Source organism: Bartonella sp. AA9NXGY (genome assembly GCF_042196845.1).
Classification (GTDB): Bacteria; Pseudomonadota; Alphaproteobacteria; order Rhizobiales; family Rhizobiaceae; genus Bartonella.
Window position 1 is genome coordinate 19,508 of the sequence record NZ_JBHIRB010000016.1, and the last position, 12,146, is coordinate 31,653.

A 12,146-nucleotide genomic window follows, 5' to 3' on the forward strand; every position below is an offset into this window, starting at 1 on the left:
ATATAACGAGTCAAAGTTTTTAATTGGCGGAGAAGAGATTGTTTCGGCAATCTATCCGCTGTGTATTTAAAGTGTTTCTTAGGCACATGATTCGATTATTCATATCCTTATGATGATGTCAAGCATTAATATCACTTTTTTCTAAAAATGATAAGCTATCTTTACTTTATTTGTCGACTCACTTTAAATCTTTTGATTCAGTTTTTTATTTATAGCGGAGGGGGAAAATAATGCTCGATATACTTGATACAATTGCGATGATTGTATGGTTGTTATCATTGCCAGTCATTATTGTTGGACTTATTTTAATATGTATAAAAAAATGGCGGAAAAACGGACTGAAAACTCTTGGTATTGGAGCTTTATTATTTATCGGCTCTGCGATAGTAGGTGCTTCTGTACACAAAGACAAACCAAATCAAATTACACACAATAATGAAATTGTTACCTCCTCCTCGACTTCGTCAATAGATGTTGCTACTCAAGATGACAGCGTGACTCAGGCACCAGCTGAGGATACTGATAAGCAAATTACCCCCACTCAAGTTAACAAACCAGACAAAGATGATGGATTAGGCTTTTGGGGATGGGGGTTGTTAATAATCCTCACTTTTTCTGCAGGTTCCGCTTTATATAATTATTGTCTATACAGACGCAAAAAACATTTTGAACAACAAGTTGCGATGTTACAACCAGATATCCCTCCCTTTAATTTTTCCGAAGCATGTGAAATGTTTCAAGAACTTGATGCAAGTGAATATGATTATCGTCTAGCACCTAATGAAAAACTGTTGGGAGTTCAAGAATATGCTAATTTTGTTGGTAAACGTAGAGTAAATAAAATAGAACAAATGGTAGTTGTAGCACGTGGGCGTCTTTTGGTAACCGATCAAGCTATTGTGTTTGAAAGCTCTGAAAAGAATGAACGAACTACTTGGACACGAATTGCATCAGTAGACATCACATATGAGGGATGTCGGGTTCATCGCCGCTCTGGTATACCATGGAACTACAAATTCACCGCTACTCCCCAATTTGCTGCAGTGGTTAGGGCTCTTGGGCAGCCTTATTGATTTTGAAATACACAATACAAAGGTTCCTCATTGTTTTATCTCCCGCAAGATAAGCTTATACATACCGGATTCAGAGGCTTGGACATCTGTGACCACGAAGTGCTCTTGAGAAGAGGGGGCTTTGTTGTTTTCAGGAGAGAGGACCACAATACTATCTTGAGGTTTTGGTGGTATTCCCCCGATGTCATTGATACAAAGATCAAGTTCCTTTCTTGGAATTGTGGTGGGGATTCTGCCACCGGCGTCCGATTCCGAATGTTTAATGCCGTAAATCGCTGTAATTTGAAACGATTGCTGATTGTCTTTTCGCGTGTAGATGATGGGCTGCCCAAAAGTGTTGCGCACATCTTTAACCATTTGGTTTAGCAGCCCGTTCCACCGCATGTTATTTCGCTCCAATCACTGCTTTAAACAGCATTTCAGGGCGTGTACAGATGTAAAGCGGATAGCTATAGACCTCCGGTTTTACCCATGCATTACGGTCGTGGTCGACGATAAGCATCGTGTAGAGCGGCCTTCCAACCGTGTTGGCAAAATCCAAGCTTTCACCAGGAGCAAAGGTTTTTTGGAAGACACCAGGCGCATCAACAGGAAAGAATTGGCATTCATCAGGCTTAATGCCTATAGCGCGCTTTGTTCCAGCCTTCGCACTCACATTATAGTTGTGAATACTCCGGTAATTAATGAAAGTCACACCCGCAAAGTCAAAACTACCAAAGCTCCCAGAGCCAATCGAACTTGGTGTTGCAACACCTCCGGCGCTATTGAGTGTCTGTGCTAAGGCTGTGTTTAAATAGGTCTCACGAATTGTTTTATGGTTTTTCAACTTGGAAAAGAATTCATTACCACAAAGCCCAATAATCCGCGAACGATCAGAAAATGCTCCTTTTGAAGCTTCAATCATCCTCATAATGACTTGATCAACATGGTCCGCAACATTGGTTGTCTCATTATTTAATTTAAAATCAATCGGCTTTGGTGGTGCGATTTCCCATTCTTTGTACCAATCGACAATAACAGAGCCATCGGCATCAAGAACCACCCCTTGAACAGCGCCAAGCTGCATATTTTCCCATGTCAATTCTATTTCAGAAATCAGTTTCTTTTGTTTCTTGGCAATATATTTCATTGCTGTCTCTAACTGATCTTCTGCGCCAAATTCACGACGGTTCTGGATTTCTTCTGATTTTACGGTATCACTTTTGGCAATCCGTGTTGTTTTGAAAAACCGAAGATTACGACCCTCTCTATCACCTTCTGCCAAAGGTGCGCCACGTTCACTGGTTTGAATAAGCGAAAATGTATTATCACGCCGTTCAATACCAACCACTGTGGTACTGGTTTCAACTTCCTCAAAAAGATTAAGAGAGCTTACAAGACCAGGTTGAAACTCATAGTTTTCAATGGCTTTCATCATTGTGATGCTTGAGAAAGCATCATGTTTAAAAAAATTCATATCCATGTGTGCATTCTCCTATCGCAATAGAATGTTGTTATGGTCTTCTAAAGACTGAATGGCTGCTTTCTTTTGCTCATCCGTGATGGCATCTGGCCATAGAAGTTCAGAAGCTTTTACAGTGCATAAGCGTGCTGTAATCACGGCACGTTGATCTGCTTCTGTTGCGTCAATAGTGGCAAAAGAAATCCCTGCCGGTGTTTGACTGCCATCTGATGCTGCTGGATTAAGGGGGGTATATTTTTGTGATGCTGTAATTTTCCCCATGACAGTTCCAGCTTCAATGAATGCTCCTGATGCAAACAGCACTTCTTCATTTGACATATCGGGGTCGTAGGGTCCAAGATAAGCGCCATTGCGTACGTCGTCATAAATAATATTCGTCATTTCACTGCCCTCCAAGCTGCTTCCCATTTTGCATAAATCTTTGCCTTGCTCGTCCCATCACTATGAGGGGTATAAGGCGAGACTTTTAAAGACGCGCTTTGAGAGCTAGCAGCCGTCAACACACACTGGCGTGCTTTCTCGACACTCATACCGTTTTGAATAGCTTTTGCTGCGTCAAAAGAAACGCCTAAGTGCTTTGCTTGCCTTTCAAGGGTTGTTAGTGCTTTTGCGCGCTTTCTTTCTTTTTCAAGAGCAGCTTTTATGTTTTCCTGCTTGTCCTCATTGTCTTCATCTTCGTTTTCTTCGTCGTCAAAGATTTCGGCGTTTTTGTCGATGTCACTATCGTCTTCGTCCTCTTCCTCGTCATTGATGATGTCGACAATCTTTTCGTCATCCTCTTCTTCAGCGCGGTATTGTGTGCGTGCCATGTGTTTTGTCCTTCTTTTTCTGTTGATGTTGGGTTTTGTGATATGGAATCCGTTAAGGCTTCCAAAGCTTGCGCAAGGGTGCCCTGCGCATCTGCTAATCCAAGCGTGATCGCTTGGGTGCCTATAAAAGTTTCTGCTTTTGTGTCACGAATTGCAGCAGCATTTAAGCGTCTGTTTTGCGCCACCAAATCGACAAACATCTCGTAGAGCAGGGCGCAATCGGCTTGCATTTTTATCTGTGCTGTATCGCTCAAGGGTTCATGAGGGTTGCCATGGGTTTTGTGATCACCTTCAAAGACAAAGGTCCATTTATGCCCGTGTTTTTCATCCGCACGAGATTGGTCAAGATGGGCGCAAACAACCCCAATCGAGCCCACAACCCCTGTGCGAGCTACCCATATTTGAGAAGCCGCACAAGCAATGGCATAAGCTGCAGAACAAGCAAACTCATTGGCATGTGCCCAAATGGGCTTGTCGTATTGTTTTGAGAGTGTTTGAAACTCTTCAACCAAATCAAACACACCACCGGCTTCTCCACCGCCGCTATCAATATCAAGTAAAACAGCGCGAACATCAGGTTGTGCAATGGCTTCACGAAAAGAAGCGCTTAAACCTTCATAAGAGGTTAGCCCCGATAAAGCCCCAAGCCATGCACCACGGCGCACAAGCGTGCCATGAACCGGTATTATGGCAACATTGTTTTGTACTACATAAGTTTCAGGGGGTCTTAAAGCTTCTGTATTCTCTTGCGAATAAGCTTCAATGGGAAACTTTTCTCCCTCAAAAAGGCGTGGTGCAAGAGCATTCAAAATGACATCAAGTTTTGTCGAGGCAAGCATATGTGGAACCCCAAAAAGCCGTGATGCCAAAAACGGCATGTCGAGATTATTCACCATTTTTATGTGCCTCACTGCCTTGGTTACTTTCATAAGTCTCAGAAGGTTCTGAATCTGCTGTATCAATCACTTGATTTTCACCAGAAGGCGCTGCCATATCCGTGTCAAAAGATAAGCCGCGCGCACGAGCGTCTGTGTGCTCTTCTTGCAGTTCGGCATGAATGCTGTCGATATCAAAGCCACGCTCGGCAAGTGCCATGCGTCGTGTTTTCAAGCCTGCACGAATTTCTTCTTTTTCCGCTGAGATATCCTTGTTTGGATCAATCATTTCAAGCGGGGGTGCAAAGCTTTCACATTGAAGCCATGGCAAGGAATTTTCTTCCCACCCTGGCAAATTGACGCATCCAGCAAGCACTGCCATTTCAACAAAACGCTCCCAAACAATGCGGTTAAACTGAAAGGCAATAATATGTTCACGCCATTGTTTGACGTGCCGTCTAAACTGAATGATGGAGGTGCGTACATTTGAAAAATTCCCCCGCGTAACGTCTCCAGTCACAACGGCATAAGGCATATTAAGTGCTGCACAAATTTTCAAGATATTGCGAAATTGAAAAGCCTCATAAGAGCCACCAACCTCAACAGGATTTGAGAATGTAACTTCTTTATTCTCTCCTAAATAAAGAGATGCACCGGGCGCAATGACAGGTGCTTTGTATTCTTCTTCAACGTTGTTTTTATCACGATTATCGGATAATTTTTCGACGTTTGGTGAATTGTCCTTGACAAACGCCGCGAAAAGAGCCGCCGTCCTTTTTCTATCGAGTTCTGCGTCGTCATAGGATTCGAGTTGAAAGATCTTTGTCATAGCGCGCGTTATTTTTGGAGAACCGCGCAATTGTCCGGCAATACGGCGCTCTTTGATATGAATGACCATTTCAGCAGGGACACGCACGCGCTCTTGGCTCTCAAATGCCATATTTGCAGGGACATCATCATAGGGGTGATGTTCCCAGAAATGATAAGCAACACGCTTGCCACTGGCATTAAATTCAATCCCCATACGAATGTAATTGCCTTCAATATCAGCCGGTCCATTGTAAGTAAGGTCTAACATTTCGGTGGGATAAACTTGTAATTGAAGCGGCACACCAGAGCGCCCGTAGAGGTCAACATAATGTAGTCTTACAAAACATTCACCAGTTAGAAAGACTTCTCGTGCAATGGTTGCTTGAAGTCCATAAAAATTGGCATCTTCATCATAGTCCGCCTCATCAACCCATTGCCACCATAAGTCTAAAAGCTTTTTCTTTTCTTCTTGAAAACCTTCAATACGAGGATAAGGTTTAATCCCATCACTAACAGCCGCAGAGACCCATTCTTCCGTTGCAGACCCATAAAGAGATTCATTATCATAAAGCCATCTTGAACGAGCAACAATGGTATCACCACATTCTTCAATCGCTTTATTGATATGTTTTTTTGCGGGGTCAAAACCACCCATACGGCGGCTTTTACTTGCAGCTTCAAAAGGCGGATTGTGTTGACGAGAAATTGTAAAAAAGCCCGTGAGTTTATTGAAAAAACCAGCCATTAATAGCCTCGTGATATATTAAAATAGAAAACGCGTGAACGCTTGCGCCCTTCAAGGTTGGCTATTTGTATGTTCAGCATCTCAAGCGCTCTGCGAAGTTCCTCAACAGAACGATTGCTGACTTGCTTATCGCCGTGACGCACTGATTGCGCACCCGAATAAAGAGCCTCTTCAATTTGTTCACGCCGCCTTTTTAAACTTTCCAGTCTGTCAATTTTGCTGTTAATTGGTTCTAAAGTTTCACCCACAAATTACCTCCAATCCCCTCGCATATAAGGATTCATCACTGTTCTGGATTGTTTCCTTTGAGGTTTTGCTATCTGAGATCTTCTTGGAGAAGTGAATGAAGAAATCCCAGATGTTGGTTGCTCTACAGAACCTTCAATTTTAAGTTTTTCCAAACGCTCTTCTAAGATATCAACTTCTCGATTAAGGTTTATTCCCGCCGAAATCAGACCTTGTAAAGCCGCATAAGCATAGACCCTACAATCCAAGGCTTCGTTTCTTGCCTTTTCACTTTTTTGCCATTCAATACGCTTGAAGCCTTTGAAATATTTGATGACTTTTCTTTCAGCGGTTAGCTGGTCAAAATATTCCTGGTCAAGGCTTTTGTGAAAGTGTGTTGCACCAGCCCCTGATGCTTCAGGTCCCGATTTTTTAAACCGTGCCGTGATAATATCTTTTGCCGCGTCAACACCAACAATATAGAGATTAATCTGTCCTTTATTGTTTTTGCTTGGTCGGCGTGGCCATACCGCACGCCATCCCGCTTGCCCCTTAATGCCCCAGATACGCCGCTCCTCACGGGGGCGCACGTAATTATAAACCGCCTGTGTATGTCCACCACCGGTATCAATACAAGCAGCTGTTATCCTAATCCCCTCTTTATAGCCTGGATGTGGCCAACGTTTTGCAAGATATTCATCCAATTGGTCCCACACTTCAAAAGAAGAGGGATCACCAAGGATCACTTGATAATCAATATGCCAACTTTCTTCACTACGCCCCCATCCCACCACTTCAAGTTCCAAGCGGTCATTTTGCACATCAATACCAGCTGTCAACACGACGGATTGTTCTGGTGCAAGGGGATAATCTTCGCGTTTTGCATAGAGGCTATCAGGATCAACAACTTCGCCTGTTCTGTCCTCCCATGGCTCTCCAAGCACTGTATTAATAAAAACTTGCAAAAGAGCAGGGTCTTCTTTGGCTCTTAAAAATTCGCGCGCACAATCGCCCCAAGTCAGCCATGGCGAATAAAGCGCTGAAATATGGTAAGAACGCAGACGAGGCTTACTTGACTCCTGTGTTGCGATCCAACAAGCACCGTTTTCTTCTGCCATTAAGGTGGACTTACGATGTTCGGCATGTTCATGACCACAATGCGCACAAACAAAAACAGCTTTTTCGGGGGCGCCTTTTGGCCACTTAATTTGTGACCAAACAATGGGTTGTAGAACACCACATGCATCACAAGGGACATTGTAATATCTCTGATCACCTAGCGCAAAATCCTTGGCTACACGGCTTGTGTCACGGTGTGTCGGCGTGGACAATTTAAAAATTTTACGTTGAATAAAAGCAGAGGTTCGTTTTTCCGCAATTGTTACAGGATCGCCTTCATTATCGACATTCAATGGGTAAGCATCGACTTCATCCAAAACCAAATAGCGAATAGGAGAAGAACGCAATCCAGCAGCACTATTTGCTCCTGTAATCATCAATGTCCCCCCATAAAATTCCTTTGAAAACATTGTATTTCCACTGTCTCTTGCACGAGCAGGAGCAATGCGTTCACTTAAAGCAGGGCTAGCTGAAATCATCGGATCAAGACGAGACTTTGACAGTTTCTTAGCGGTCTCAACGGTCGGCATCACATAAAGGGCAGGTCCTGGACTATGATGAATGGCATAACCACAAAAGTTCAACGCTGCTTCCGACATTCCAATCTGAGCCCCCTTCATCACAACCGTTGTTTCAGTCGGATCATAAACAGAAAGATTATCCATGATCTCTCGTAAATAGGGGGTACGTATAGTCCTCCATAATCCAGGCTCAGCACTCGTAACTGTGCTCAAATAACGATTTTTATCAGCCCACTGGGAAACAGTATAAGGCGGGTCAGGACGGCGTCCTTCATTCGCATAGCAAAAAAAGAGCCCAGCACCAGAGGACGAGGGCGAAGCATCACTTATCATGTTCTGGATTCTCTTCTAAAATGTTGGGATCGTGAAAAGAAACAGGGACGACATTTTCCACTAAAGCTTTGCGCATATGATGATCGATAGCTCCAATAAGGCTCGCAGCATCACATCCCACTTGCGCCGCAATTTCAGTACCAAAGCGATAGGCAAAATTGAGCATTGTATCTCGATGCGCTCTTCCAAAGTTCCATGCTTCTTTTCTCACTTCTTCACGATCAACAGTGGTTTCGCGTAACTTTTCCAGAGCAATCTTTTCTTTTGCTAGCGCAACTTGCATTCGCTCCAGTTTTATCTTGTATTCATTGGCTCCATCTGTGGAGGCTTGTTTGATCTTTGTCAGCGGTTGACCATCCGGTGCTAAAAATGGAGCAGGGCGCTTTGTTGGATTCTCATTCCAGATAGCTGTTGCAAGCGCTTCATTGACAGAACCATCTTCAAAAAGAGCCGCATCAAATTTACCTGTCTTTATCCGAGAAACCACTGCATTATGTGAAACACCCATCTTTTTTGCAAACGCACGAACCGATAGACCCTTACGCGTTTTCTTATTCATAGTTGCTCCTTGCCTTCTTCTCTGCCATAAGAAGTAAGAGTTTACTGTGTTACGAATGATTGACAATCGGGTATAATCGGGTATATATTCCGGTATGAAAACAGATACACTCCAAATTACACAAGAATTGTTGGCTCTCATTACTGAGATTGATGAGTTCAAAGGGGCATGGCGCGCTCTTGGTACTCTTGCACCTGAGCGATTGAACGCCCTTCGCCATATTGCTACTGTTGAAAGTATTGGATCTTCTACACGCATTGAAGGGAGTAAGTTAACAGACCGCGAAATCGAACAGCTTTTGGTAAACTTAGAAATTAAACGTTTCAAGAGTCGTGATGAACAAGAAGTTATCGGTTATGCCAAGGTTATGGAAACAATTTTTCAATCTTGGAGTGATATTTCTATTACTGAAAATCATATTAAACAACTTCATCGTGATCTTTTGTGTAATAGTGAGAAAGATCAACGACATCGAGGTGAATATAAGACTTTACGCAATGATGTAGCAGCATTTAATTCTCAAGGGAAAATGGTTGGCATTGTTTTTGAAACAGCTACACCATTTGATACACCATACCGAATGCAAGAGCTTATTACTTGGTTCAATAAAACCAATGAATTAAAGGATCTTCATCCTTTACTTACGATTGGTATTTTTAATGTAACATTTTTAGCTATTCATCCTTTTCAAGATGGAAATGGACGTTTAAGCCGTATCTTAACCACCCTTCTTTTGTTACAAAAAGGTTATGTTTATGTACCATATTCATCACTTGAAAGCATTATTGAGAATAATAAAGAAAGCTATTACTTAGCTTTAAATCAAACTCAAAAAACAATTTATACTAAAACACCCAATTGGGAGCCTTGGATACTCTTTTTTTTACGTGCTCTACAAAAACAAAAACGCCAATTAGAAATAAAAATAGAGAGTGAAAAAAATGCTCTTTTTTCCTTATCTGAATTGGCTCTTAATATTCTTGATTATGTGCGTAATCACGGACGTGTTACAACCCGCGATATGGTGCGTGAGGTTGGTGCAAGCCCTAATACACTTAAAGTAACTTTTACATCATTAGTTGAAAAAGGTCTTTTGATACGTCATGGTGGTGGACGATCAACTTGGTATAGTGCATCTTAATTTTATTGCCTTCTTAACCACCTTCCCGCCTAAAAGACGAGGAGATAAAATTATGTTGTAGGTCTAAGCTACTTTTGCAATCGGGTTCTCTAAAGTAGGAACATAGGCTCGCAACAAAGAATCCATGCTATGCGGTAGTTCTGAATCTCCAAAATCTGTTAGAACTGTCAAGATTTTAAGTATATTTGGTACTTCATCTTGAAGTTTTAAAATCAAAACCTTTTCTACCAGACTCATGATGTCAACCAAAGCAGTACATTCTTTGTCGTTAATATTTTCATTATTAGAAAATTGAAACAACGCTATCCACAAATCGCATAAGAAGTCGACACTGGTGTTCATTGTACACCTCCATGGATTTGTTCTCTCAAACATGCCAATCCTCTGGATGTAATTTTTGTTGAAGGGAGCACTTTTTCTGTACCATCAGGTCTTTGAATGGTAATAGCAGGACAATCCATAAATCCTTTCTTGATCTTGTCCTGATAAGGTAACAGTGGCACCCCTGGAGCACGCCGATACACCCAATCATGTTTACGTAAGTAATCAGTTAAATCCTTTGGTCGTACTTCCAACATCTTTGCTGCTTCAATAAGACCGAATAAACCATCAGAGCGTTTTAAACCTTCCAAAGCCTCTGCTTTTGGAGCTAATTTAGCAATGATATTGTCTTTCCGCTCGTTTTCATCTTTTAAATGCGTTAAGACACCAAGCATTACTGCTGGACTGGAGTAGTCAATCGATTGAACATAGGATTGCTTTATCTCGCCCCTACGCCATGCAACAAATAATTTAATAAGCATATAACGGACTTGAGAAGATTTTTCTGTATTCGATAATGTCGCAATCAATAACGCCTGCTCTTCGTTAAGCCAATATTCTGTTACGTTATTGCCCTTTATTACGTGCGCCACAGTGGCGCACCTCCCAAACCGTTCTATTTCTTGCATATTTCTTGTAATTAATTTTCTAACGTCACGTGTACGAACAAACCCTAATTTTTCTGCTAAATCCACATCGCGAACACGAGGCTCGTTTTCGACTTCTCGTAATTTGATTAATTTGTCTTTATTGATAGGTAAGTATGTGCTATTATTCATTGTAATTGACCTCTTTCAGGTTAGTTAGATGTAAAGCGTTAGAGAGAGTTTTTGCGGACTTATGCTCTAGCGCTTTTTCTTTTTTGAGAATGTTAATTATTTCAGATGAAAGAGAGCGATCATTCTCAGTCGCCCGATTAAACAACCACTCCTTTAATGTATGTGGCATATTTATTTTATATTGGATCGTTTTCATTTTACTCCATATGCACATATTCAGTACCATAAAGGTACCTTGTGTCAAGTGTATTTTAGGTATATTTTAGGTGCATGACAAAAAAAGATCGTGTGCAATTTAAATTTCTCATTCCAATTGAACTGAAAAATCAATTGGAAGAGCTTGCTGAGGCAAATCATCGTAGCCTTACGGGTGAAATTCTTGCTCGTTTAGAAGATTCTGTCCGCACTACCGTTACATTAAATCACCTACTGGCAATGAATTCAGAAGATCTCAAAAAGCTCCTTGAACAACTACTCGTGAATAAAAAACAATAAGATGCCACACATAGCCCCCTCAGAACGCTTTAAGCCTTCAAGCGCTTCTGCTTTTGGTGCTAATTCTGCAATAACATGATCTTTCTGCTCTATTTGACTTTGTAAGTGATTCAAAACACCAAGTAATGCCTCCGGTTTAGAGTAGTCAACTTGTGGTGTGGCTACCTGTTTTTCTAATTCTTGCCAGCGGTCAATGATTTTGGCTCGTAAAGCAGTGCTGTAACCAGAAACAAGAATTAAACATTCACGTTTGGGTAAATTATAACAAGGGCGTGTTTTTCCTTGTTCATCAATATAACTGCTTAAAAACTTAGCCGGTTCAAATTTGAGCTCGCTAAATATTTGTTTAATGTCTCGCATAACATTTTTATGCTTCTTACTACATACCCCCGCAATTTCACGACTCGACATAGTCTGAGTGGTAGCACTATTAGCAACACTTTCTGTAATTTTTATAAGAGTGTTCATTATGAACTCCTAGATGTTAGAGGTTTTCATTGATACCTTTAAAAGGTATCGGGTGCTGAAAACACGGCATCTAGTCCGTCGTTACGCTTTCCCCATAAGGGTATTGTATAGCGTAACTACACCCGATGAGGTCATTATACACTTGTCGCATATAATGAGTCAAAGCCTTTGCAATGCACAGAAGATCGATTATTTCGGCAATCAATCCGCTAGATGTTTTAAGGTGTTTTCAGGCACCTGATTCGAAAATATATATAAACGCAACAATGTCAAGAATAAAAATAATTTTTATCTAAAAATAATCGCGTACTGTACAGTACACACACTGAAATCATTATTTATCAATGAGTTAAGTGTACAATGTACAGTCAATTTGAAAATTCTGTCGCTAGCGATAGTTCGCGCTCGCCT

The 12,146-nt window shown here is 41.5% G+C and carries 15 protein-coding genes and 1 pseudogene; 3 read left to right on the forward strand and 13 right to left on the reverse strand.

Annotation, left to right across the window (positions count from 1 at the left end; translation table 11 throughout):
• The first annotated feature begins 230 nt into the window (after positions 1-230).
• Positions 231-1,073, forward strand: coding sequence for a hypothetical protein (locus tag ACFIM6_RS07800; RefSeq protein ID WP_375612358.1), 843 nt, complete (start codon positions 231-233; stop codon positions 1,071-1,073).
• A gap of 27 nt (positions 1,074-1,100) precedes the next feature.
• On the opposite strand, the gene ACFIM6_RS07805 is transcribed toward ACFIM6_RS07800, so the two are convergent.
• Genes ACFIM6_RS07805 through ACFIM6_RS07845 form a run of 9 tightly spaced genes read right to left on the reverse strand, consistent with a single transcriptional unit; the run spans position 1,101 to position 8,531 of the window.
• The gene (locus ACFIM6_RS07805; protein ID WP_375612359.1) at positions 1,101-1,457 is read right to left on the reverse strand and encodes a hypothetical protein; all 357 of its coding nucleotides are present in this window, start codon (positions 1,455-1,457) and stop codon (positions 1,101-1,103) included.
• A 1-nt stretch (position 1,458) separates the two neighbouring features.
• Positions 1,459-2,535, reverse strand: coding sequence for a major capsid protein (locus ACFIM6_RS07810; RefSeq protein WP_375612360.1), 1,077 nt, complete (start codon positions 2,533-2,535; stop codon positions 1,459-1,461).
• Between the two features lie 12 nt (positions 2,536-2,547).
• Positions 2,548-2,916 (reverse strand): head decoration protein, encoded by a 369-nt coding sequence (locus ACFIM6_RS07815; RefSeq protein WP_375612361.1) that lies wholly within the window; start codon positions 2,914-2,916, stop codon positions 2,548-2,550.
• On the reverse strand, positions 2,913-3,290 hold the full coding sequence (locus ACFIM6_RS07820; RefSeq protein ID WP_375612374.1) for a hypothetical protein: 378 nt from the start codon (positions 3,288-3,290) through the stop codon (positions 2,913-2,915). Before ACFIM6_RS07820 ends, ACFIM6_RS07815 begins: the two co-directional genes overlap by 4 nt.
• On the reverse strand, positions 3,176-4,240 hold the full coding sequence (locus ACFIM6_RS07825; protein WP_375612362.1) for a S49 family peptidase: 1,065 nt from the start codon (positions 4,238-4,240) through the stop codon (positions 3,176-3,178). Before ACFIM6_RS07825 ends, ACFIM6_RS07820 begins: the two co-directional genes overlap by 115 nt.
• Positions 4,230-5,774: a phage portal protein gene (locus tag ACFIM6_RS07830; RefSeq protein WP_375612363.1), complete on the reverse strand. Its 1,545-nt coding sequence runs from the start codon at positions 5,772-5,774 to the stop codon at positions 4,230-4,232. The genes ACFIM6_RS07825 and ACFIM6_RS07830 overlap by 11 nt, the downstream gene beginning before the upstream one ends.
• The gene (locus ACFIM6_RS07835; protein ID WP_375612364.1) at positions 5,774-6,022 is read right to left on the reverse strand and encodes a phage head-tail joining protein; all 249 of its coding nucleotides are present in this window, start codon (positions 6,020-6,022) and stop codon (positions 5,774-5,776) included. Before ACFIM6_RS07835 ends, ACFIM6_RS07830 begins: the two co-directional genes overlap by 1 nt.
• Positions 6,023-6,025: 3 nt before the next feature.
• Positions 6,026-7,972 carry a phage terminase large subunit family protein gene (locus ACFIM6_RS07840; protein WP_375612365.1) on the reverse strand — a complete coding sequence of 649 codons (1,947 nt, stop codon included), beginning with the start codon at positions 7,970-7,972 and terminating at the stop codon, positions 6,026-6,028.
• Positions 7,962-8,531 carry a hypothetical protein gene (locus ACFIM6_RS07845; protein WP_375612366.1) on the reverse strand — a complete coding sequence of 190 codons (570 nt, stop codon included), beginning with the start codon at positions 8,529-8,531 and terminating at the stop codon, positions 7,962-7,964. The genes ACFIM6_RS07840 and ACFIM6_RS07845 overlap by 11 nt, the downstream gene beginning before the upstream one ends.
• A gap of 94 nt (positions 8,532-8,625) precedes the next feature.
• On the opposite strand from ACFIM6_RS07845, the gene ACFIM6_RS07850 reads away from it, so the two are divergent.
• A complete protein-coding gene (locus tag ACFIM6_RS07850) occupies positions 8,626-9,672 on the forward strand; it encodes a Fic family protein (protein ID WP_375612367.1) in 1,047 nt (348 codons plus the stop codon).
• Positions 9,673-9,735: 63 nt separating this feature from the next.
• Here ACFIM6_RS07850 and ACFIM6_RS07855 read toward each other — a convergent pair whose 3' ends face one another.
• Genes ACFIM6_RS07855 through ACFIM6_RS07865 form a run of 3 tightly spaced genes read right to left on the reverse strand, consistent with a single transcriptional unit; the run spans position 9,736 to position 10,968 of the window.
• The gene (locus tag ACFIM6_RS07855; protein ID WP_375612368.1) at positions 9,736-10,014 is read right to left on the reverse strand and encodes a hypothetical protein; all 279 of its coding nucleotides are present in this window, start codon (positions 10,012-10,014) and stop codon (positions 9,736-9,738) included.
• Complete coding sequence (locus ACFIM6_RS07860) at positions 10,011-10,772, reverse strand: phage antirepressor KilAC domain-containing protein (protein ID WP_375612369.1); 762 nt, start codon at positions 10,770-10,772, stop codon at positions 10,011-10,013. The genes ACFIM6_RS07855 and ACFIM6_RS07860 overlap by 4 nt, the downstream gene beginning before the upstream one ends.
• Positions 10,765-10,968: an Arc family DNA-binding protein gene (locus ACFIM6_RS07865; RefSeq protein ID WP_004859798.1), complete on the reverse strand. Its 204-nt coding sequence runs from the start codon at positions 10,966-10,968 to the stop codon at positions 10,765-10,767. Before ACFIM6_RS07865 ends, ACFIM6_RS07860 begins: the two co-directional genes overlap by 8 nt.
• 74 nt (positions 10,969-11,042) lie before the next feature.
• On the opposite strand from ACFIM6_RS07865, the gene ACFIM6_RS07870 reads away from it, so the two are divergent.
• Positions 11,043-11,267, forward strand: coding sequence for an Arc family DNA-binding protein (locus ACFIM6_RS07870; RefSeq protein ID WP_375612370.1), 225 nt, complete (start codon positions 11,043-11,045; stop codon positions 11,265-11,267).
• A gap of 15 nt (positions 11,268-11,282) precedes the next feature.
• On the opposite strand, the pseudogene ACFIM6_RS07875 reads toward ACFIM6_RS07870, so the two are convergent.
• Positions 11,283-11,735: pseudogene (locus ACFIM6_RS07875) on the reverse strand (Rha family transcriptional regulator); the annotation flags it as partial.
• Between the last annotated feature and the right edge of the window lie 411 nt (positions 11,736-12,146).

What these genes read in the sequence shown, in the direction of transcription:
- ACFIM6_RS07800 (WP_375612358.1), top strand. Translation starts at nt 231, where the DNA reads ATGCTCGATATACTTGATACAATTGCGATGATTGTATGGTTGTTATCA.
- ACFIM6_RS07805 (WP_375612359.1), bottom strand. Translation starts at nt 1,457, where the DNA reads ATGCGGTGGAACGGGCTGCTAAACCAAATGGTTAAAGATGTGCGCAAC.
- ACFIM6_RS07810 (WP_375612360.1), bottom strand. Translation starts at nt 2,535, where the DNA reads ATGGATATGAATTTTTTTAAACATGATGCTTTCTCAAGCATCACAATG.
- ACFIM6_RS07815 (WP_375612361.1), bottom strand. Translation starts at nt 2,916, where the DNA reads ATGACGAATATTATTTATGACGACGTACGCAATGGCGCTTATCTTGGA.
- ACFIM6_RS07825 (WP_375612362.1), bottom strand. Translation starts at nt 4,240, where the DNA reads ATGGTGAATAATCTCGACATGCCGTTTTTGGCATCACGGCTTTTTGGG.
- ACFIM6_RS07830 (WP_375612363.1), bottom strand. Translation starts at nt 5,774, where the DNA reads ATGGCTGGTTTTTTCAATAAACTCACGGGCTTTTTTACAATTTCTCGT.
- ACFIM6_RS07840 (WP_375612365.1), bottom strand. Translation starts at nt 7,972, where the DNA reads ATGATAAGTGATGCTTCGCCCTCGTCCTCTGGTGCTGGGCTCTTTTTT.
- ACFIM6_RS07845 (WP_375612366.1), bottom strand. Translation starts at nt 8,531, where the DNA reads ATGAATAAGAAAACGCGTAAGGGTCTATCGGTTCGTGCGTTTGCAAAA.
- ACFIM6_RS07850 (WP_375612367.1), top strand. Translation starts at nt 8,626, where the DNA reads ATGAAAACAGATACACTCCAAATTACACAAGAATTGTTGGCTCTCATT.
- ACFIM6_RS07855 (WP_375612368.1), bottom strand. Translation starts at nt 10,014, where the DNA reads ATGAACACCAGTGTCGACTTCTTATGCGATTTGTGGATAGCGTTGTTT.
- ACFIM6_RS07860 (WP_375612369.1), bottom strand. Translation starts at nt 10,772, where the DNA reads ATGAATAATAGCACATACTTACCTATCAATAAAGACAAATTAATCAAA.
- ACFIM6_RS07865 (WP_004859798.1), bottom strand. Translation starts at nt 10,968, where the DNA reads ATGAAAACGATCCAATATAAAATAAATATGCCACATACATTAAAGGAG.
- ACFIM6_RS07870 (WP_375612370.1), top strand. Translation starts at nt 11,043, where the DNA reads ATGACAAAAAAAGATCGTGTGCAATTTAAATTTCTCATTCCAATTGAA.